The organism is Demequina litoralis, assembly GCF_030418455.1.
Classification (GTDB): Bacteria; Actinomycetota; Actinomycetes; order Actinomycetales; family Demequinaceae; genus Demequina; species Demequina litoralis.
In genome coordinates this window covers 63,022-80,141 of sequence record NZ_JAUHPW010000011.1, presented here as the reverse complement: position 1 = coordinate 80,141, position 17,120 = coordinate 63,022, and the positions used below count along the sequence as shown (strand labels likewise).

The following is a 17,120-nucleotide window of genomic DNA, read 5'->3' as shown; positions in this document are numbered from 1 at the left end:
GCCCCCACCCGGGCGTGAAGAAGGAAGAACTATGAGCAAGGTCCGCGTCCGCTTCTGCCCGTCGCCCACCGGCCTGCCCCACGTGGGCATGGTCCGCACCGCGCTGTTCAACTGGGCCTACGCCCGCCACACCGGCGGCGACATGGTCTTCCGCATCGAGGACACCGACGCCGAGCGCGACTCGCAGGAGAGCTACGAGATGCTGCTCGACGCGATGAGCTGGCTGGGCATCGACTACGACGAGGGCCCCGGCATCGGCGGCCCGTACGGCCCGTACCGCCAGTCCGAGCGCCACGACCTCCACGCCGAGGTGGTCGCGAAGCTGGTCGAGGGCGGCTACGCGTACGAGTCCTTCTCGACGCCCGAGGAGATCGAGGCGCGCCACAAGGCCGCGGGCCGCGACCCCAAGCTCGGCTACGACGGCTTCGACCGCGACCTCACCGACGAGCAGAAGGCCGCGTTCCGCGCCGAGGGTCGCGAGCCCGTGCTGCGCATGCGGATGCCCGACGAGGACATCGTGGTCGAGGACCTCATCCGCGGCACCGTCACGTTCCCGGCCGGCACCGTGCCGGACTACGTGATCGTCCGCGCGAACGGCATCCCGCTGTACACGCTCGTCAACCCGGTCGACGACGCGCTCATGAAGATCACGCACGTGCTGCGCGGCGAGGACCTGCTGTCCTCCACCCCGCGCCAGATCGTGCTGTGGCGCGCGATGGTCGAGCTCGGGGTCGCGGACGCGGTCCCGGCGTACGCGCACATGCCGATGGTGCTGGGCGAGGGCACCAAGAAGCTGTCCAAGCGCGACCCCGAGTCCAACCTCTTCCACCACCGTGACCGTGGCTTCCTGCCCGAGGGCCTGCTCAACTACCTCGCGCTGCTGGGCTGGAGCATCGGCCCCGACCGCGACGTCTTCACGCCCGCGGAGCTCGTCGAGGCCTTCGACATCGCGGACTGCACGCCCAACCCCGCGCGCTTCGACCTCAAGAAGGCCGAGGCGATCAACGCCGAGCACATGCGCATGCTGCCCCCGGGCGAGTTCGCGAAGCGCGTGGTGCCCTACCTCCACGCCGCCGGCCTGCTGTCGACCGCGGAGATCCAGGAGCTCACCCCGCACGAGGAGCAGACCCTCGCCGAGGCGATCCCGCTGGTCCAGACGCGCATGACGCTCCTGGGCGAGGCGCCCGGCATGCTCGGGTTCCTGTTCCTCGAGGACCACGAGATCGTGGTGGAGGACGCGGCCCGCGCGAAGCTGCCGGAGAACGCCGCGGAGATCCTCGACGCGTCGATCGCGGTGCTCGAGGCGCTCGAGGACTTCTCGCCCGAGGCGCAGCAGGAGGCGCTGCGCGCGACGCTCGTCGAGGAGATGGGCATCAAGCCGCGCTTCGCGTTCGGGCCGCTGCGCGTCGCGGTCACCGGCCGTCTCGTGTCGCCGCCGCTGTTCGAGTCCATGGAGATCCTGGGCAAGGACCACGCGCTGACCCGCCTGCGCAGCCTGCGCGCGTCGCTCTGAGGACGCGTGTGATCCGGGGCGTCCTGTTCGACGTCGACGACACGCTCGTCGACACCCGCGGGGCGTTCCGGCACGCGCTCGCCTCCGTCGCGGTCGACTACCTCGGCGACGTCGACCACGACGAGCTGGTGCGGGTGTGGCGCGAGGACGCCAACGGCTGGTACCGCGCGCACACCCGCGGCGAGATGACCCACCGCGAGCAGCGCCACCGCCGGGCCAACGACCTCCACGAGATCTTCGACGGGCCGTACCTGGACCCCGAGGCGTACGAGGTGTGGGACACCGCGTTCGAGCGGTACTTCCGTGAGGGCTGGGCCGCTCACGAGGACGCGGCGCCCGCGCTCGACGCGCTCGACGCGGCGGGCCTGCCGTACGGCGGGCTGTCCAACGCCGATCACGGCTACCAGGAGATCAAGCTCGCCGCCTGCGGGCTGGCGCGGATGCCCATGCTCGTCGGGGTCGACTCGCTCGGCGTCGGCAAGCCCGACCCGCGGGTCTACGCGCTCGCGTGCGAACGGCTCGGGCTCGATCCGTCCGAGGTCGCGTACGTGGGCGACGAGTTCGACGTCGACCCGTTCGGCGCGGTCCAGGCCGGGCTGGGGCTCGGCGTGTGGATCGAGCGGCCCGGCGCGCACTCGCGCGACGTCGACGGGCTCTGCGGCGACGGCGCGCCCCGCGACGGGCTCGTGCGGATCGGCTCGCTCGCGGACCTGCCGGCGGCGCTGGGGCTGTAGCCGCGTTCGCGGCGTACGGTGAGCCCATGGTGAGGCTCGTCGTGGCGCTCGTGGCCGCATCGTCCCTGCTCGCGGCCTGCACGGACGCGCCGGAGGACGATGCGGTGGGCGGCTACCTCGCGACGCAGGAGACGGTGGGCGACCTGCCCGGTGCGCGGCTCGAGCTCAGCGGCACCGTCCGCGTGCTCGCGAACGGCTGCCTCATGCTGGAGCGCGACAACGGCAAGCAGCCGTGGATCGTGTGGCCGCCGGGCGCGGTCCCGGGGCCGGCGGGCGGCGCTCAGCTGGGCACGGAGGTGTACCTTGCGGGGGACGCCGTGACGGCGACGGGCACGGTCGCGGTGCTCGCGGACCTGCCGGGCGGCAACCGCACCGACAGCTACTACGGGACGCTCGGTCACTACTGCGACGGCGACGCCGCGGGGGTCGTGGTGCTGGACTCGATCCGACACGCGGCGGGATGAGGCGATTTGGGTTCTGCGCCGGAGTCGGGTAAAGTGGTTCTCCGTTCCGCTGGAACGCAGTGGGCTATGGTGTAACTGGCAGCACGACGGTTTCTGGTTCCGTTAGTTGAGGTTCGAATCCTTGTAGCCCAGCTGTTCGACGAGAGGGCCCGCCTGATGGCGGGCCCTTTCGCGTTGTCCGGGGGTGTGCCATCGTGGGGGCACCGGCGGCTGCGGGGGACGACGATGGGCGACGATGCGCGGGCAGGACGGCTCTACGGAGACGGCGCGCGGCGACTCCAGGACCGCTTCGACACCCGCCGGCTGGCGGACGCGATCGCCGGCGGCGTGGTGCGCGAGGAGCTCGACGAGGGCGACGCCGCGCTCATCGCGCAGCAGTCCAAGCTGTGGATCGCGACCACCGACGCGGACGGCTGGCCCGACGTGTCGTACAAGGGCGGGGATCCGGGCTTCGTCCGGGTGACCGGTCCCGCCTCGATCGAGCTGCCGAGCTACGACGGCAACGGCATGTGGCGCACGCTCGGCAACATCGAGGACGACGGACGCGTGGCGCTGCTGTTCGTCGACGAGGACCGGCCGTGGCGGCTGCGGGTCCACGGCACGGCCTCGGTCGTCACCGAGCCGGAGCGCGTCGCATCCCACTACGGCGCGCAGGCGGTGGTCGAGGTGGCGGTCGGGCGGGTGTTCCCCAACTGCGGCCGCTACGTCCATCGCACCGGCGAGCGCGCGCGCTTCGTGCCGCGGCGGGGGAGCAGGACGGCGATCCCCGACTGGAAGCGCATCGACGGCATCACCGAGACGCTCCCGCAGCGCGATCTCGACGCCCTCGCGCAGGACGACGGCGGCCTCGACGGCTGGGACGGCTCCGGAGCCTGACGCGACCGCGCCGGAGCCTGACGCGTCGAGGCCCGGGAGCGTCGCGCCCCCGGGCCCCGCGCATCGTCCTATCCGACGGTGAGCGTCACCCGCTGGCCGTCCCAGCCGGCCGTCACCTCGTCGCCCTCGCGGACGCGTCCGTCGACGATCTCCTTCGCGAGCTCGTTGAGCAGCCGCGTCTGGATGAGCCGCTTGAGCGGCCGCGCGCCGAACGCCGGATCGAAGCCGTCCCTCGCGAGCGAGGACCGCAGCGCATCGTCCACCGTGAGGACGATGTCCTTGGCGTCCGCCAGCCGCGCGACGTTCTTCGCGAGCTCGGTCCCGACGATGCCCTCCATCGCGGCGGGGTCGATGCGGTCGAAGACCACCACGTCGTCCAGGCGGTTGAGGAACTCGGGCCGGAACGCGCGGCGCAGCACCTCGTGCAGCGACGCCTCCAGCGCCGCCCGGTCCTCGCCGTCCCACGCCAGCACGATGTCCGAGCCCAGGTTGGACGTCATCACGATGATCGTGTTGGTGAAGTTGACGGTGCGGCCGCGGCCGTCGGTGAGGCGGCCGTCGTCGAGCACCTGCAGCAGCACGTTCCACACGTCCGGGTGGGCCTTCTCGACCTCGTCGAACAGGACGATGCTGTACGGGCGCCGACGCACGGCCTCCGTGAGCTGGCCGCCCTGGTCGTATCCGACGTAGCCCGGGGGAGAGCCGATGAGGCGGCTGACCGCGTGGGACTCCATGTACTCGGACATGTCGATGCGGATCATGGCGCGCTCGTCGTCGAACAGCTGCTCGGCGAGGGCGCGGGCCAGCTCGGTCTTGCCCACGCCGGTGGGGCCGAGGAAGAGGAACGAGCCGATGGGCCGGTTGGCGTCCGAGATGCCGGCGCGGGCGCGGCGGATCGCGTCAGCGACCGAGGTGATGGCCCGGTGCTGGCCGACCACGCGCTCGTGGAGACGGTCCTCGAGGTGCGTCAGCTTGCCCGACTCGTCGGTGAGCAGCTTCTCGACGGGCACGCCCGTCCACCGCGCGACCACCGCGGCGATGTCCTCGCCCGTGACCTCTTCGCGCAGCATGCGCTCGTCGGCGGGGATGGCGTCGAGCTCCGCCCGGGCCTTGGCGATGTCCGCCTCCGCGGCGGGCATCTCGCCGTAGCGGATGCGGCCGGCCCTCTCGAGCTCGCCGTAGCGCTCGGCGCGCTCGAGGTCGCCGCGCAGCGACTCGAGCCGCTCGGTCGCGGTCGACACGCGCACGATGAGGTCCTTCTCGCGCGCCCAGCGCATGTTGAGGCTGTCGGACTCCTCGCGCAGGCGCGCGATGTCGGCGTCGATCTCCTCGCGGCGCTGCTTGGCGTGCTCGGACTTGTCCTTCGCGACCTGCGTGCGCTCGATCTCGAGCTGCATGATGCGCCGGCGGGCGCGGTCGAGCTCGATCGGCATGGAGTCGAGCTGCATCTTGAGCGCGGACGTGGCCTCGTCGATGAGGTCGACGGCCTTGTCCGGCAGGAAACGCTCGGTGATGTACCGGTCGGACAGGCGCGCGGACTGGACGATCGCCTCGTCCGTGATCTTCACGCCGTGGTGGACCTCGTACTTCTCCTGGAGGCCGCGCAGGATCGCGACGGTGTCCTCGATGCTCGGCTCGCCCACGTAGACGGGCTGGAAGCGGCGCTCGAGGGCGCTGTCCGTCTCGACGTGCTCGCGGTACTCGTTGAGCGTGGTCGCGCCGATCATGCGGAGCTTGCCGCGCGCGAGCATCGGCTTGAGGATGTTGCCCGCGTCGACGGAGCCCTCGGCACGGCCGGCGCCCACGATCGTGTGGAGCTCGTCGACGAAGAGGATGATCCGGCCCTCGGACTCCTCGACCTCCTTGAGGACGGCCTTGAGGCGCTCCTCGAACTGGCCGCGGAAGGCGGCGCCGGCGACGATCGAGCTCATCGCGATCTCGATGACGCGGCGGTCCTTGAGGCTGGACGGGACGTCGCCGGCGACGATGCGCTGGGCGAGGCCCTCGACGATGGCCGTCTTGCCGACGCCGGGCTCCCCGATGAGCACGGCGTTGTTCTTGGTGCGGCGCGTGAGCACCTGCATGACGCGACGGATCTCCTCGTCGCGTCCGATGACGGGGTCGAGCGCCCCCTGCTCGGCCAGGGCGGTGAAGTCCTGCCCGAACTGCTCCAGGGCGCTCTGCTGCTCCTCCGAGCCGGGAGCCATGGGCTGAGCGGTCATGCGAACCTCCTGTGATCATGCGATGCGGCTCAAGAGTTGAGTCGCCTTCGCTCAACTTTACATAACGCATCGTGGGGCGGCAAGGGGGCGGGACGATGCGGGGGAGGGGTGGCCCTGGCGCGTCCGGCGCCCCGCGAGGTGGGACTGCCGCCCGCCGCCTGCCGCCCGCCGCCGCAGTGGTACCAATCCGCACGTTCGAGGCCGATGTCGTCCGGATTGGTACCAATCGGACGCGAGGCCGAGCTGCGCGGTGCCGGTGGTGCCGGGGTGGGGGCCTCCCGGTCCGCATGTGACCTCGGTCACGTCGAGGGCCCCGGGTCGGCTGCGGCGGGCCCGCACGCGGGGCGAATCCCCTGGATATGTCACCATGGGGGCGGCCAGGAGCGCGGTCGCGGGGGCGGATTTGGAATCCGCGCCGGACATGCTGTAAAGTCTTATCTCGCGCCAGCCGCCCGGTCAGGGTGGCGAAAGCAGCTAGGGCCCCGTTGTGTAGCGGCCTAGCACGCCGCCCTCTCAAGGCGGTAGCGCGGGTTCGAATCCCGTCGGGGCTACCACTGAAACCCCCTCGTCCAAGCGGGCGAGGGGGTTTCGTCGTTCCCGGGCGCTGCGCCCCGTTGGTCGTCGTTGTCCGATGTGCGGCGAAGGCCCCGCTTCGTGCTAGCGTCGCCCACCATGCCCAGCCCTCGAGCGCTCGCGCCGCAGTGCGCGTCGACCCGCGCATGACCCTCGGCCCCGCCTTCGAATCCATCCTCTCCGCCGCCCGTGTGGGCGAGGACTGGGCCTGGGCAGAGATCTACCGCGACCTCGCCGGACCGGTGCGCGGCTACCTCGCCGGCAAGGGCTCGCCCTCGCCCGAGGACGAGGCCGCGGACACCTTCCTGAACGTCGCGCGCGGCATCGCATCGTTCACCGGCGGCGAGGGCGACTTCCGGTCGTGGGTGTTCTCGATCGCGCACCGCCGCATGGTCGACGCGCACCGCCGGTCCGGTCGCCGGCCCGAGGCGCCGGTCGCGGACGAGACGCTGGCGCTGCTGGTGCGCGAGGCCGCTCCGAGCGCCGAGCAGCACGCGCTCCTGCGGGGCCAGGCCGAGACCGTCGACCGCCTCCTGTGCCGGCTCAACGCCCGCCAGCGCGAGGTTCTCCTGCTGCGCGTGGTCGCGGGACTCTCGGTGAAGGAGACCGCGGAGGTCGTCGGCGCCTCGGAGTCGGCCGTCAAGGTGGCGCAGCACCGAGCCGTCGCCGCCCTTCGTCGCGACCTCGATCGAGGAATTCTCGATCCGGTGTAACCGATCCGTCCGCCCCGGCGATGACAGGGGCATGACGAACCGCGACTTCGACGACCGCGACATCGAGCGCCTGCTCTCCGGCAAGCCCACCGAGAACCTCGGCGACGCTGCCGACGCCATCGCGCAGCTGCGCGGCCTCGACGCGGCGCCGTCCGCGAGTGAGGCGGAGCGCGCCGGTGCGATGCTCGCGAGCGTCGCCGCCGCGGCCGCCGACGAGGCACCCGCCGCAGTCCCGGCCCGTCGTTCGAAGACCCGCGTCCGCACCGCCCTCGCCGGCGGCGCGGCCCTGCTGCTCGCCGGCATGGTCGGCGGCACCGCGGCGGCGGACTCCGCCGCGCCGGGCGACGCCCTCTACGGCCTCGACCGCGCGATCGAGCGCCTCGGCCTCGGCAACGGGGGTGCGCAGGAGCGCATCGACGAGGCCCGCAAGGCCGAGGAGTCGGGCGACACCGAGTCCGCGATCGCGCTCGTCGACGAGGCGGTCGCCGAGGTCCTCGGCGACGAGGCCCTCGAGGACGAGCAGTCCGAGTCCACCGACGAGTCCACCGAGGAGTCGACCGAGGACGAGGCCTCGACCACCGAGGAGACCACCGAGGACTCCGAGGGCGACACCGGCTCGGAGGTCTCCGAGAAGGTCCACGAGTGCCTCCGTGAGATCTTCGAGTGGATGGAGAGCACCGACGCGACCGGCAAGGACTTCGGCCAGGGCGTCGCCGAGCGCCACCGCAGCCTCCACGTCGCGTGGCAGGCGGACAGCGAGAAGTGGCAGGAGCGCCACGGCGACAAGGTCGAGAAGGACAAGGACGCCTCCGACGAAGCGACCACCGAGGACGAGGCTCAGGCCGAGCTCGAGTCCGACGTCGAGGCCGGTGCCGAGGTCGAGGGCTCCGCTCCCGAGACCACGACCAAGCCCCGCCTCACCTCGCCTCAGCGCGACCGCGACGAGGACGCCGCCACGGAGCGCGGCAACGGATCGACCCAGCGCGAGCAGGGCAACGGCTACGGGAACCAGCGCGGCTCCGACCGCGACGGCGGCTCGTCGTGGTCGGGCGGCTCGTCGTGGTCGGGCGGCTCGGGCACGTCGGCCGCACGCGGCGCGGGCTTCGGCTCGCGCTAGCCCCCAGCACGTCGACGGCGCCCCGACCCCCTCAGCGGGGGCGCCGTCGCACCGCTCGGGCGCGCCGACCTCCCAGCCGGCCCCCGAGCGTCACCCCAGCGCCCCGCACGCCCCCTCAGGTGCGGGGCGCTGGCGTGTGTCCGGGCTCCGATGCGAGCGCAGCGACGTCCGCCGTCGTCGCGAGCCGCGACCGCCACAGCGCGACCAGGTCGGCAGGCGGGATGCCGCATGCCGGATCCTCGGCGGCGCGCCGCGGCCGGCGCCGCGCGACCTGGTCGTAGACGCCATCCCGGAGGACGCGCGGGACGATGCGCAGCGCGACGGCCGCGCGCCACGGCCACGGGAGGCCGCGCGCGATCCTCACCAGCGCATCGGTCCTCACCCGACCCGCGCCGCCGTCCCACACGACGATGCTGGACCGGGCGATCCCGGTCCCCAGGCCGGAGGCCTCGAGCGCGGCGCGGCCGGGCGCGCCCGCCGACCCCGCGATGAGGAAGCGTCCCTCGCGATCGCGGCGCAGGAGCCACTCGACGAAGCCGTTGCACAGGCCGCAGTCGCCGTCGAAGATCACGATCGCGCGCATCGTCCCACGGTAGCGGGACGGTCACACGAGGCTGCCGGCGCGCTCCCTCAGGTGGGTGCCCCACTCGCGCGCAAGGTCGAGCTGGCCGCGGGCGAGCAGCGTCGCGGGCTCCGATGCGGAGGTGTGCATGTGGACGGTGAACCCGCGGGGGCCGTCGAGGAGCGTGAAGCCGTCCGCCTCGAGGGTGTGGGCGATCGCCTTCGAGGCGCCGTGCCCGAGGGGGCCCCGGACCCGCGTGTCGAAGGCGGCGCCCAGGCGCGGCCCGCGGGGGAGCGCGGCCAGCCACTCGCGCATCGGCATGTGGCCGAGGTCGGCGGGCATGCGGTCGGCGCCCTGGGGCTTGGAGCGCGCGGACTCGCGGCTCGCGGTGGTCGGCAGGCTCATCGCATGCACGGGCGCGCCCGCGACGACGATGCGGGCGGCGGCGACGATCTCGGGTGTCGCCTCGGACGTGGTGAGCGCGCGGGCGCCCTCGCCGAGGCCGTCCGCGATGGCGGCGGCGACGGCGGCGGTGTTGCCGTACAGCGATTCGAAGACGACGATGTCCATGCCATCAGGGTGAGCGGGCGCGCGGGCACACGCCAGGGACCTATGTCACCCTCGCGGCGGGACGATGCGCGGGCCGCGCCGCCCTACGCGATGACGGTGCGCTGGAGCACCTCGGTGAGCTGGCGTGCCGCGTCGATGACGGCGCCCGAGTGCACGGCCCCCGGGGTGGAGGTGAGGCGCTCGATCGGGCCGGAGATGGACACGGCGGCGATGACGGTGCCGGCGGCGCCCCACACGGGCGCGGACACCGAGGCGACGCCCGCCTCGCGCTCGCTCGCGCTCTCGGCGAAGCCCTGCTGGCGCACGCGGTCGAGCTCGGCGGCGTTGTAGCGCGCGTCGGCGAGGCCACGGTGCATGCGCTCGGGCTCTGTCCAGGCGAGCAGCACCTTGGCCGCCGAGCCTGCCTTCATCGTCATGGTGGTGCCCACCGGGATCGAGTCGCGCAGGCCCACGGGCCGGTCCGCGGACGCGATGCAGATGCGCTCGTCGCCGTGCGGGCGGTACAGCTGGGAGGATTCCCCGGTGCGGTCGCGCAGGACCGTGAGGACGGGCTGCGCGGCGGACACGAGGCGGTCCTCGTTGACGGACGCGGCGAGCGAGGCGAAGCGTCGTCCCAGGACGAACGCGCCCGAGGCGTCGCGGCCCACGAGGTGGTGGTGCTCGAGGGCGAGCGCGAGCCGGTGCACGGTCGGGCGGGCGAGGTGGGTGGAGGCCACGAGCTCGGCGAGCGTCGCGGGCCCCTGCTCGAGGGCCCCCAGGATCGCCGCCGCCTTGTCAATGACTCCAACACCGCTATGATTGTCCACGGAGCGATACTAACGTCTCAAATCATGAGATGTCGACCTGTGAAGGAGTTCGCGATGGGAACCACCCTCGCCGAGAAGTTGTGGACCAGCCACCTGGTCCGGAAGGGTGAGGACGGCGCGCCGGACCTCATCTACATCGACCTGCACATGTGCCACGAGGTGACCTCGCCTCAGGCATTCGAGGGCCTCCGGCTCGCCGGCCGCCAGGTCCGCCGCCCGGACCTCACGATCGCGACCGAGGACCACAACACCCCCACGCTCGACATCGACCTGCCGATCGCGGACGAGACCTCGCGCAAGCAGGTGAACAAGCTGCGCGAGAACGCCGCCGAGTTCGGCATCCGCATCCACTCGCTCGGCGACGCCGACCAGGGCATCGTCCACGTCGTCGGCCCGCAGCTCGGCCTCACCATGCCGGGCATGACGGTCGTCTGCGGCGACTCGCACACCTCCACGCACGGCGCGTTCGGCGCGCTGGCCTTCGGCATCGGCACCTCGGAGGTCGAGCACGTGCTCGCCACGCAGACGCTGCCGCTCAAGCCGTTCAAGACCATGGCGATCAACGTCGACGGCACGCTGCCCAAGGGCTCGACCGCCAAGGACATCATCCTCGCGATCATCGCGAAGATCGGCACCGGCGGCGGACAGGGCTACGTGCTCGAGTACCGCGGCGAGGCCATCCGCGCGCTCTCCATGGAGGCGCGCATGACCATCTGCAACATGTCGATCGAGGCGGGCGCGCGCGCCGGCATCATCGCCCCCGACGACACCACCTTCGAGTACGTCAAGGGACGCCCGCACGCCCCGGAGGGCGAGGACTGGGACGCCGCCGTCGACTACTGGCGGACGCTCACCACGGACGACGACGCCGTCTTCGACACCGAGGTGGACCTCGATGCCGCCGATCTCGAGCCGTTCATCACGTGGGGCACCAACCCGGGCCAGGGCCTGCCGCTGTCGGCCAACGTGCCCAGCCCCGAGGACTTCGCCGAGGAGGCGGACCGCGAGGCCGCCGTCAACGCGCTCGAGTACATGGGCCTCACCCCGGGCACGCCGTTCCGCGAGATCCCGATCGACACCGTGTTCCTCGGCTCGTGCACCAACGGCCGCATCGAGGACCTCCGTGCCGCCGCCGCGATCATCCAGGGCCGCGAGAAGGCGCCGCACACCCGCATGCTCGTGGTGCCCGGCTCGGCCCGCGTGCGCCTGCAGGCGGAGGCCGAGGGCCTCGACAAGGTCTTCCTCGACTTCGGTGCGGAGTGGCGCAACGCCGGCTGCTCGATGTGCCTGGGCATGAACCCGGACCAGCTCAAGCCCCAGGAGCGCTCGGCGTCCACGTCGAACCGCAACTTCGAGGGCCGCCAGGGCAAGGGCGGCCGCACCCACCTGGTGTCGCCGCTCGTCGCCGCCGCGACCGCGGTCCGCGGCACCCTGTCCAGCCCCGACGACCTGGTCGACGCCCCCGCGGCGCTGGTCTGAGAAGGAGACCCGACATGGAGAAGTTCACCACGCACACCGGCGTCGGCGTCCCGCTGCGCCGCTCGAACGTCGACACCGACCAGATCATCCCCGCGGTCTACCTCAAGCGCATCACGCGCACGGGCTTCGAGGACGCGCTGTTCGCCGCCTGGCGAGGCGACGCCGACTTCATCCTCAACAAGGACGAGTACAAGGCGGGCTCCGTGCTGGTCGCGGGCCCCGACTTCGGCACCGGCTCGTCCCGCGAGCACGCCGTGTGGGCGCTCAAGGACTACGGCTTCAAGGTCGTCATCGCCTCGCGCTTCGCGGACATCTTCCGCGGCAACTCCGGCAAGCAGGGCCTCCTCGCGGCGGTCGTGAGCCAGGAGAACGTCGAGCTGCTGTGGAAGCTGCTCGACGCCGAGCCCGGCAAGGAGATCACCGTCTCGCTCGAGGACCGCACGGTCACCTGCGGCGAGCTCACGGTCCCGTTCGAGATCGACGACTACGTCCGCTGGCGCCTCATGGAGGGCCTCGACGACATCGGCCTCACGCTCCAGCACGAGGGCGAGATCACCGAGTTCGAGAAGACGCGCGCCGCGTGGCGCCCGCAGACGCTCCCGGCCAAGCACCTGCCGAGCGTCCACATCGAGGCCGCGCGCCCCGTCGACGCGTAACCCGCGCATCGTCCGTCGAGGGCCGCATCCCGCGAGGGGTGCGGCCCTCGCGGCGTTCGGGCGGCTAGGCCGTCGGCAGCGACGCTGCGGGGTCAGGGGACGATGCGGGCGTCACCTTGCGCCACAGGACGGCGAGCACGATCGCCGCGACGATGTTCACCAGCGCGAGGGCGACGGACGCGTCGGAACCGTCGGCCGGATCCGCCGTGAGGAACGACGTGAACACGCTGAGGTCCCACGCGAGGTGCACGAGGATCGGCACGGCGATTCCTCCCGAGACGCGTCGCGCCGTGTAGAGCACGAAGCCCAGCAGCATCGAGAAGACCACCTGGACCGGCCCGGCGAGGACATGAGACAGGCCGAACACCAGCGACGTCACGAGCGCGACTCCGAGCTCGCCCATGCGTGTCCGCAGGAACACGACCATGACGCCGCGAAACATGAGCTCCTCGCCGGTCGCGATCATCAACGTCCCGAGCGCGAGGGCGGCGACGGCGGCGGCGCCGGCCGTCCCGACCCGGCCCCAGTCCGCGAGGCCGATCGCGACCGTGACGATCGCGAGCGACGGGAGCCACACCCAGCCGCGCGCCGGCATGTGGTCCCTCAGCACCGCCGGCCACCAGCGCTTGGCGGTGATGGCAAGCACGACGATCGCGGTGCCGACCGCATGCACGATCGCGACCTTGAGGCCCGCGTGCGCGTCGGGGAACAGCCGCTCGGACTGCGAATGCAGGAAAAGCACGCTGACGAACGAGGGCACGAGCAGGAAGGCGAGCAGCAGGCCCACGAGCCCGGGCCAGGTCATGCGGCGGGTGGTCTCGGTCTCAGCGGGCATCGCGCCGGGGTCCCTTCGTCGGCTGCGCGTCGAACGTAGCAGGGGGATCACCGGCGGGGAAGGTCTCGTGGAAAGCCGCGCGCACCGCCGCGTCCCACCTGTCACTGTCGTCGTGGGGAATCGTTCGTCTGGCATAGTCGCGCACATGACCGCGACCGCCCCGGACGTGCCCGCGCTGCGCGCCGACGCGCGCACCACCGCACGGATCCTGGCGGCGGCGCTCGTCTGCGGCGCCGCGGTGCTGCTCTTCGCGGTGCACGTGCGCCCGTGGGGCTACGTGCCGCTCGTGGCGGGCGTCCTCCTCGGGCTCGCGGTCGACCGGCGCCTGGGCCGCGACCTCGCGCTGATCGCGCTGGGCCAGGCGATCATCTCGACCATCTCGCTCGAGGCGGACCTGTCCGACGCCGGGATGGCGCGCTTCACCGCCGCGCTCGGCCTCGCGGTGGTGGTGCCCACGCTGATCTCGCGGCTCGTCTTCCGCGACCGCGCGATCACCTTCCCCATCGGCACGGGACAGCGGTGGAGCCGCACCCAGTGGATCTACCTGGCCGTCGTGGTGGCGGTCGGCTACCTCGTGCTGCCGTTCTACTTCATCGGCTCCGGCGCGTACCTCAACTGGCCCGACCTCGACGGCGGAGTCGAGATCGCGCGGCTCTTCGTCGGCGTCAACGCGGTCGGGCTGTGGGACGAGCTGTTCTTCATCTGCATCGTCTTCGCCCTGCTGCGCAGCCACTTCCCGATGGCGCTGGCCAACGTGCTCCAGTCCGTCGTGTTCGTCAGCTTCCTGTGGGAGCTCGGGTACCGCGAGTGGGGGCCGCTGCTCACCATCCCGTTCGCGCTGGTGCAGGGGTGGATCTTCGCGCGCACCAAGTCTCTGCCGTACGTCGTGACGGTGCACCTGCTGTTCGACGCGATCGTGTTCGCGGTGCTCGTCCACGCGCACCATCCCGAGCTGTTCGACGTCTTCGTGACCGTGCCATGACGGACGCGCTGGTCGCGCGCGCGGCGGCGCTCGCCGCGGAGGACCGCGCGATCCTGGGCATCGCGGGCATCCCCGGCGCGGGCAAGTCCACCCTCGCGCGGGAGCTCGTCGCCGGGCTGCGGGCGGCGGGCGCCGCCGCGGCGTACCTCCCCATGGACGGCTTCCACCTGTCCGCGGCCGAGCTCGCGCGCCGCGCACTGGCGGACCGCAAGGGCGCGCCCGAGACCTTCGACGTCGACGGCTTCGTCGCGCTGCTGCGCCGGGTCCGCGCGGCGCGCGAGGACGTCCTCGCGCCCGACTACGACCGCGACCTCCACGACGTGGTCCCGGGCGGCCTCGTCGTGCCCGCGGGCGCGCGCATCGTCGTCACGGAGGGCAACTACCTGGGCGTGGGCGGCGGCTGGGAGGCGGTGCGGCCGGCGCTCGACGCGCTGTGGTTCCTCGACGTGCCGTGGGAGGTCGCGCGCGAGCGGCTGATCGAGCGTCGCGTCGCCACCGGCCGCCTGCGGGACGATGCGGTGGCCTGGGTGGACACGGTCGACGCGGCCAACGCGCGGCTCGTGGGCGCGTCGCGGGGCGCCGCCGACCTCGTCATCCCGGGCTGAGCCCACCCCCGACACCCCCGACACCCCGCCGCAGTCGGCGTACAGACGCCCGGCACGCGCGCATCGTCCCTGGTGCGGCGGAGCGAGCGGCGATCCGTACGCCGGTTGGCGCGGAGGAGCGGGGCGCGGGGGAGAGGGGCGCGGGGTCGGGGGCAGGGCGCCGGTTCAGCCCAGCCAGGCGCGCGTCCCGAAGGACCCCAGGGACTCGGCGACCACCGCGGCCGCGAACGCGATGTCCTCGGGCAGCCGCGCATCGTCCCGCCCCAGGGAGGCGATCCGCCAGGCGAGCGCGCCGTGGAAGAAGTCGCCCGCGCCCAGCGTGTCCACCACCGACGCGACCGGCGGCACGTCGACCGCGCCGGACGATGCGGCGGTCCGGTAGAGCACGGGGCCCGCGCCGCGCGTGATGACGGCCGCCGCGATGCCGAGGCCGGACAGGTAGGCGAGCACCGCGTCGGGCGCGCCGCCGGTGCCGGGCGGGGCGAAGTCGTCGGACACGACCGCGATATCGCAGGCGGCCACCACGCGGTCGGTGTGCGGCTTGTGCGAGCCGGCGTCCAGGATGACCGGGATGCCGGCGGCGCGCGCCCGTGCGGCGAGCGGCAGCGAGACCTCGGGGAAGTAGCCGTCGACCAGCACCGCACCCACGCCGTCGAGCGGCGCCTCGACGGTCGGGGCGAGCCCGCCGCCGGTCGCGACCCCGGAGGGCGACACCACGGCACGGTCCCCCGTCGCGCGGGTCACCATGATCGACGCGGTGACGGGCGGGCCGTCGTAGGCGGCGGCCTCGTGGACGGCGACCCCGCAGCGCGCGAGGTCCGCGGTGACGAGGGGGGTGAGCTCGTGCGCGGGCAGCGCCGTCACCAGGGTCGGAGAGCCGCCGCATCGTGCGAACGCGACGGCGGCGTTGGCCGCGGGGCCGCCCGCGCACACCGAGAACTCCAGCGCGGCGACCTTCTCGTTGGGCGAGGGCAGCCGCTCGACCAGCTGGACGATGTCGAGCGTGGCGAGCCCGGCGAACAGTGCGGCGGCGGTCACGCCGTCAGCGTAGCGACGCCCCCGGATGCGGGCGAGAGGGCGCCGATGGGGGAAGATGGTCGGCATGACCGACTCCATCCGGGTGACCGGCGGCCGCCCCCTCACGGGCGAGATCACCGTCCGCGGCGCGAAGAACTTCGTCTCCAAGGCGATGGTCGCGGCGCTGCTGGGCTCCACCCCGTCGACCCTGCGCAACGTTCCCGACATCCGCGACGTCTCCGTCGTGTCCTCCCTGCTCCGCCTCCACGGCACGGATGTGGACTACGACGTCGAGTCCGGCGTCCTCTCCATGGACACCTCGGCGCTCGTGCGCGCGGACGCGGCCCAGATCGCCGCCCACGCGGGCTCCTCCCGCATCCCGATCCTGCTGTGCGGCCCGCTGCTGCACCGCCTCGGCGAGGCCGTCATCCCCGACCTCGGCGGCTGCCGCATCGGCGACCGTCCCATCGACTTCCACCTCGAGATCCTCCAGAAGTTCGGGGCCGAGGTCGAGCAGATGGAGGACGGCCTCTACCTCACCGCGCCGAACGGCCTCAAGGGCATCAAGCACAAGCTCTCGTACCCGTCGGTGGGCGCGACCGAGCAGCTGCTCCTCACGGCCGTCATGGCCGAGGGCATCACGCACCTCGAGGGCGCCGCGGTCGAGCCGGAGATCAAGGACCTCATCGACACGCTCCAGAAGATGGGTGCGATCATCTCGGTGTCGACCGACCGCTCCATCACCATCGAGGGCGTCGACCGCCTCCACGGCTACGACCACGTCGCTCTGACCGACCGCATCGAGGTCGGCTCGTGGGCGTCCGCGGCGCTCGCGACCAAGGGAGACATCTTCGTCCACGGCGCGCAGCAGCGCACGATGGGCATGTTCCTCAACGTCTTCCGCAAGGTCGGCGGCGAGTTCGAGGTGGTCCGCGACGGCATCCGCTTCTACCACCCGGGCGGCGACCTGCGCTCGATCGCGCTGCAGACGGATGTGCACCCCGGCTTCATGACGGACTGGCAGCAGCCGCTCGTGGTCGCGCTCACGCAGGCCAAGGGCCTCAGCATCGTCCACGAGACCGTCTACGAGAACCGCTTCGGCTTCACCGATGCGCTCAACCAGATGGGCGCGCAGGTGCAGCTCTTCCGCGAGTGCCTCGGCGACGTGGCGTGCCGCTTCGGCGCGCGCAACTTCAAGCACTCCGCGGTGATCTCGGGGCCGACGCCGCTGCAGGCGGCCGAGATCGAGGTCCCGGACCTGCGCGGCGGCTTCTCCCACCTCATCGCGGCGCTGACCGCCGACGGCACCTCGACGGTGCACGGCATCGGCATCATCGACCGCGGGTACGAGAACTTCCGCGCGAAGCTCGCCGCGCTCGGGGCCGAGGTCGAGTAG

At 72.5% G+C, this 17,120-nt stretch carries 17 protein-coding genes and 2 tRNA genes; 13 read left to right on the top strand and 6 right to left on the bottom strand.

What is annotated here, in order from left to right; genetic code table 11:
- Positions 1-31 precede the first annotated feature (31 nt).
- The 5 genes from gltX to QQX09_RS12995 all read left to right on the top strand — a co-directional run bounded on the left by gltX (position 32) and on the right by QQX09_RS12995 (position 3,587).
- Positions 32-1,513 (top strand): glutamate--tRNA ligase, encoded by a 1,482-nt coding sequence (gene gltX / locus QQX09_RS13015; RefSeq protein ID WP_301135477.1) that lies wholly within the window; start codon positions 32-34, stop codon positions 1,511-1,513.
- 8 nt (positions 1,514-1,521) lie between these two features.
- Positions 1,522-2,247, top strand: a complete 726-nt coding sequence (locus tag QQX09_RS13010; protein ID WP_301135475.1) for an HAD family hydrolase — start codon at positions 1,522-1,524, stop codon at positions 2,245-2,247.
- A 26-nt stretch (positions 2,248-2,273) separates the two neighbouring features.
- Positions 2,274-2,711, top strand: a complete 438-nt coding sequence (locus QQX09_RS13005; RefSeq protein WP_301135474.1) for a hypothetical protein — start codon at positions 2,274-2,276, stop codon at positions 2,709-2,711.
- Between the two features lie 60 nt (positions 2,712-2,771).
- Positions 2,772-2,843: transfer RNA gene (locus QQX09_RS13000), tRNA-Gln, on the top strand.
- 93 nt (positions 2,844-2,936) lie between these two features.
- Positions 2,937-3,587 (top strand): pyridoxamine 5'-phosphate oxidase family protein, encoded by a 651-nt coding sequence (locus tag QQX09_RS12995; protein ID WP_301135472.1) that lies wholly within the window; start codon positions 2,937-2,939, stop codon positions 3,585-3,587.
- 68 nt (positions 3,588-3,655) lie between these two features.
- Here QQX09_RS12995 and QQX09_RS12990 read toward each other — a convergent pair whose 3' ends face one another.
- Positions 3,656-5,809 carry an ATP-dependent Clp protease ATP-binding subunit gene (locus tag QQX09_RS12990; RefSeq protein ID WP_301135470.1) on the bottom strand — a complete coding sequence of 718 codons (2,154 nt, stop codon included), beginning with the start codon at positions 5,807-5,809 and terminating at the stop codon, positions 3,656-3,658.
- Between the two features lie 478 nt (positions 5,810-6,287).
- Between QQX09_RS12990 and QQX09_RS12985 the strand changes: the two genes are divergently transcribed.
- The 3 genes from QQX09_RS12985 (at position 6,288) to QQX09_RS12975 (ending at position 8,212) form a co-directional block, all read left to right on the top strand.
- Positions 6,288-6,363: transfer RNA gene (locus QQX09_RS12985), tRNA-Glu, on the top strand.
- A 165-nt stretch (positions 6,364-6,528) separates the two neighbouring features.
- Positions 6,529-7,095: an RNA polymerase sigma factor gene (locus QQX09_RS12980; protein WP_301135468.1), complete on the top strand. Its 567-nt coding sequence runs from the start codon at positions 6,529-6,531 to the stop codon at positions 7,093-7,095.
- Between the two features lie 31 nt (positions 7,096-7,126).
- A complete protein-coding gene (locus QQX09_RS12975; protein ID WP_301135466.1) occupies positions 7,127-8,212 on the top strand; it encodes a hypothetical protein in 1,086 nt (361 codons plus the stop codon).
- Between the two features lie 115 nt (positions 8,213-8,327).
- Here the strand turns inward: QQX09_RS12975 and QQX09_RS12970 are convergent, their stop codons facing one another.
- The 3 genes from QQX09_RS12970 to QQX09_RS12960 form a co-directional block, all read right to left on the bottom strand.
- Positions 8,328-8,795, bottom strand: a complete 468-nt coding sequence (locus QQX09_RS12970; RefSeq protein ID WP_301135464.1) for a thiol-disulfide oxidoreductase DCC family protein — start codon at positions 8,793-8,795, stop codon at positions 8,328-8,330.
- A 21-nt stretch (positions 8,796-8,816) separates the two neighbouring features.
- Positions 8,817-9,344, bottom strand: coding sequence for a hypothetical protein (locus QQX09_RS12965; protein ID WP_301135462.1), 528 nt, complete (start codon positions 9,342-9,344; stop codon positions 8,817-8,819).
- Between the two features lie 83 nt (positions 9,345-9,427).
- The gene (locus QQX09_RS12960; RefSeq protein ID WP_301135460.1) at positions 9,428-10,150 is read right to left on the bottom strand and encodes an IclR family transcriptional regulator; all 723 of its coding nucleotides are present in this window, start codon (positions 10,148-10,150) and stop codon (positions 9,428-9,430) included.
- A gap of 54 nt (positions 10,151-10,204) precedes the next feature.
- Here QQX09_RS12960 and leuC point away from each other — a divergent pair, with 54 nt between their 5' ends.
- Positions 10,205-11,629 (top strand): 3-isopropylmalate dehydratase large subunit, encoded by a 1,425-nt coding sequence (gene leuC, locus QQX09_RS12955; protein WP_301135458.1) that lies wholly within the window; start codon positions 10,205-10,207, stop codon positions 11,627-11,629.
- A 14-nt stretch (positions 11,630-11,643) separates the two neighbouring features.
- On the top strand, positions 11,644-12,285 hold the full coding sequence (gene leuD / locus QQX09_RS12950; protein ID WP_301135456.1) for a 3-isopropylmalate dehydratase small subunit: 642 nt from the start codon (positions 11,644-11,646) through the stop codon (positions 12,283-12,285).
- A gap of 64 nt (positions 12,286-12,349) precedes the next feature.
- Here the strand turns inward: leuD and QQX09_RS12945 are convergent, their stop codons facing one another.
- On the bottom strand, positions 12,350-13,120 hold the full coding sequence (locus QQX09_RS12945) for a CPBP family intramembrane glutamic endopeptidase (RefSeq protein ID WP_301135454.1): 771 nt from the start codon (positions 13,118-13,120) through the stop codon (positions 12,350-12,352).
- 145 nt (positions 13,121-13,265) lie between these two features.
- On the opposite strand from QQX09_RS12945, the gene QQX09_RS12940 reads away from it, so the two are divergent.
- Positions 13,266-14,102 (top strand): CPBP family intramembrane glutamic endopeptidase, encoded by an 837-nt coding sequence (locus QQX09_RS12940; protein ID WP_301135452.1) that lies wholly within the window; start codon positions 13,266-13,268, stop codon positions 14,100-14,102.
- Positions 14,099-14,707 (top strand): nucleoside/nucleotide kinase family protein, encoded by a 609-nt coding sequence (locus QQX09_RS12935; protein ID WP_301135450.1) that lies wholly within the window; start codon positions 14,099-14,101, stop codon positions 14,705-14,707. Before QQX09_RS12940 ends, QQX09_RS12935 begins: the two co-directional genes overlap by 4 nt.
- A 165-nt stretch (positions 14,708-14,872) precedes the next feature.
- Here the strand turns inward: QQX09_RS12935 and QQX09_RS12930 are convergent, their stop codons facing one another.
- Positions 14,873-15,745 carry a PfkB family carbohydrate kinase gene (locus QQX09_RS12930; protein ID WP_301135448.1) on the bottom strand — a complete coding sequence of 291 codons (873 nt, stop codon included), beginning with the start codon at positions 15,743-15,745 and terminating at the stop codon, positions 14,873-14,875.
- 64 nt (positions 15,746-15,809) lie between these two features.
- Here QQX09_RS12930 and murA point away from each other — a divergent pair, with 64 nt between their 5' ends.
- The gene (gene murA / locus QQX09_RS12925; RefSeq protein WP_301135446.1) at positions 15,810-17,120 is read left to right on the top strand and encodes a UDP-N-acetylglucosamine 1-carboxyvinyltransferase; all 1,311 of its coding nucleotides are present in this window, start codon (positions 15,810-15,812) and stop codon (positions 17,118-17,120) included.

Excerpts from the sequence above, each read along its gene's own strand:
- gltX (WP_301135477.1), top strand. The coding sequence starts at position 32 with ATGAGCAAGGTCCGCGTCCGCTTCTGCCCGTCGCCCACCGGCCTGCCC.
- QQX09_RS13005 (WP_301135474.1), top strand. The coding sequence starts at position 2,274 with ATGGTGAGGCTCGTCGTGGCGCTCGTGGCCGCATCGTCCCTGCTCGCG.
- QQX09_RS12995 (WP_301135472.1), top strand. The coding sequence starts at position 2,937 with ATGGGCGACGATGCGCGGGCAGGACGGCTCTACGGAGACGGCGCGCGG.
- QQX09_RS12990 (WP_301135470.1), bottom strand. The coding sequence starts at position 5,809 with ATGACCGCTCAGCCCATGGCTCCCGGCTCGGAGGAGCAGCAGAGCGCC.
- QQX09_RS12980 (WP_301135468.1), top strand. The coding sequence starts at position 6,529 with ATGACCCTCGGCCCCGCCTTCGAATCCATCCTCTCCGCCGCCCGTGTG.
- QQX09_RS12975 (WP_301135466.1), top strand. The coding sequence starts at position 7,127 with ATGACGAACCGCGACTTCGACGACCGCGACATCGAGCGCCTGCTCTCC.
- QQX09_RS12970 (WP_301135464.1), bottom strand. The coding sequence starts at position 8,795 with ATGCGCGCGATCGTGATCTTCGACGGCGACTGCGGCCTGTGCAACGGC.
- QQX09_RS12965 (WP_301135462.1), bottom strand. The coding sequence starts at position 9,344 with ATGGACATCGTCGTCTTCGAATCGCTGTACGGCAACACCGCCGCCGTC.
- leuC (WP_301135458.1), top strand. The coding sequence starts at position 10,205 with ATGGGAACCACCCTCGCCGAGAAGTTGTGGACCAGCCACCTGGTCCGG.
- leuD (WP_301135456.1), top strand. The coding sequence starts at position 11,644 with ATGGAGAAGTTCACCACGCACACCGGCGTCGGCGTCCCGCTGCGCCGC.
- QQX09_RS12945 (WP_301135454.1), bottom strand. The coding sequence starts at position 13,120 with ATGCCCGCTGAGACCGAGACCACCCGCCGCATGACCTGGCCCGGGCTC.
- QQX09_RS12940 (WP_301135452.1), top strand. The coding sequence starts at position 13,266 with ATGACCGCGACCGCCCCGGACGTGCCCGCGCTGCGCGCCGACGCGCGC.
- QQX09_RS12935 (WP_301135450.1), top strand. The coding sequence starts at position 14,099 with ATGACGGACGCGCTGGTCGCGCGCGCGGCGGCGCTCGCCGCGGAGGAC.
- murA (WP_301135446.1), top strand. The coding sequence starts at position 15,810 with ATGACCGACTCCATCCGGGTGACCGGCGGCCGCCCCCTCACGGGCGAG.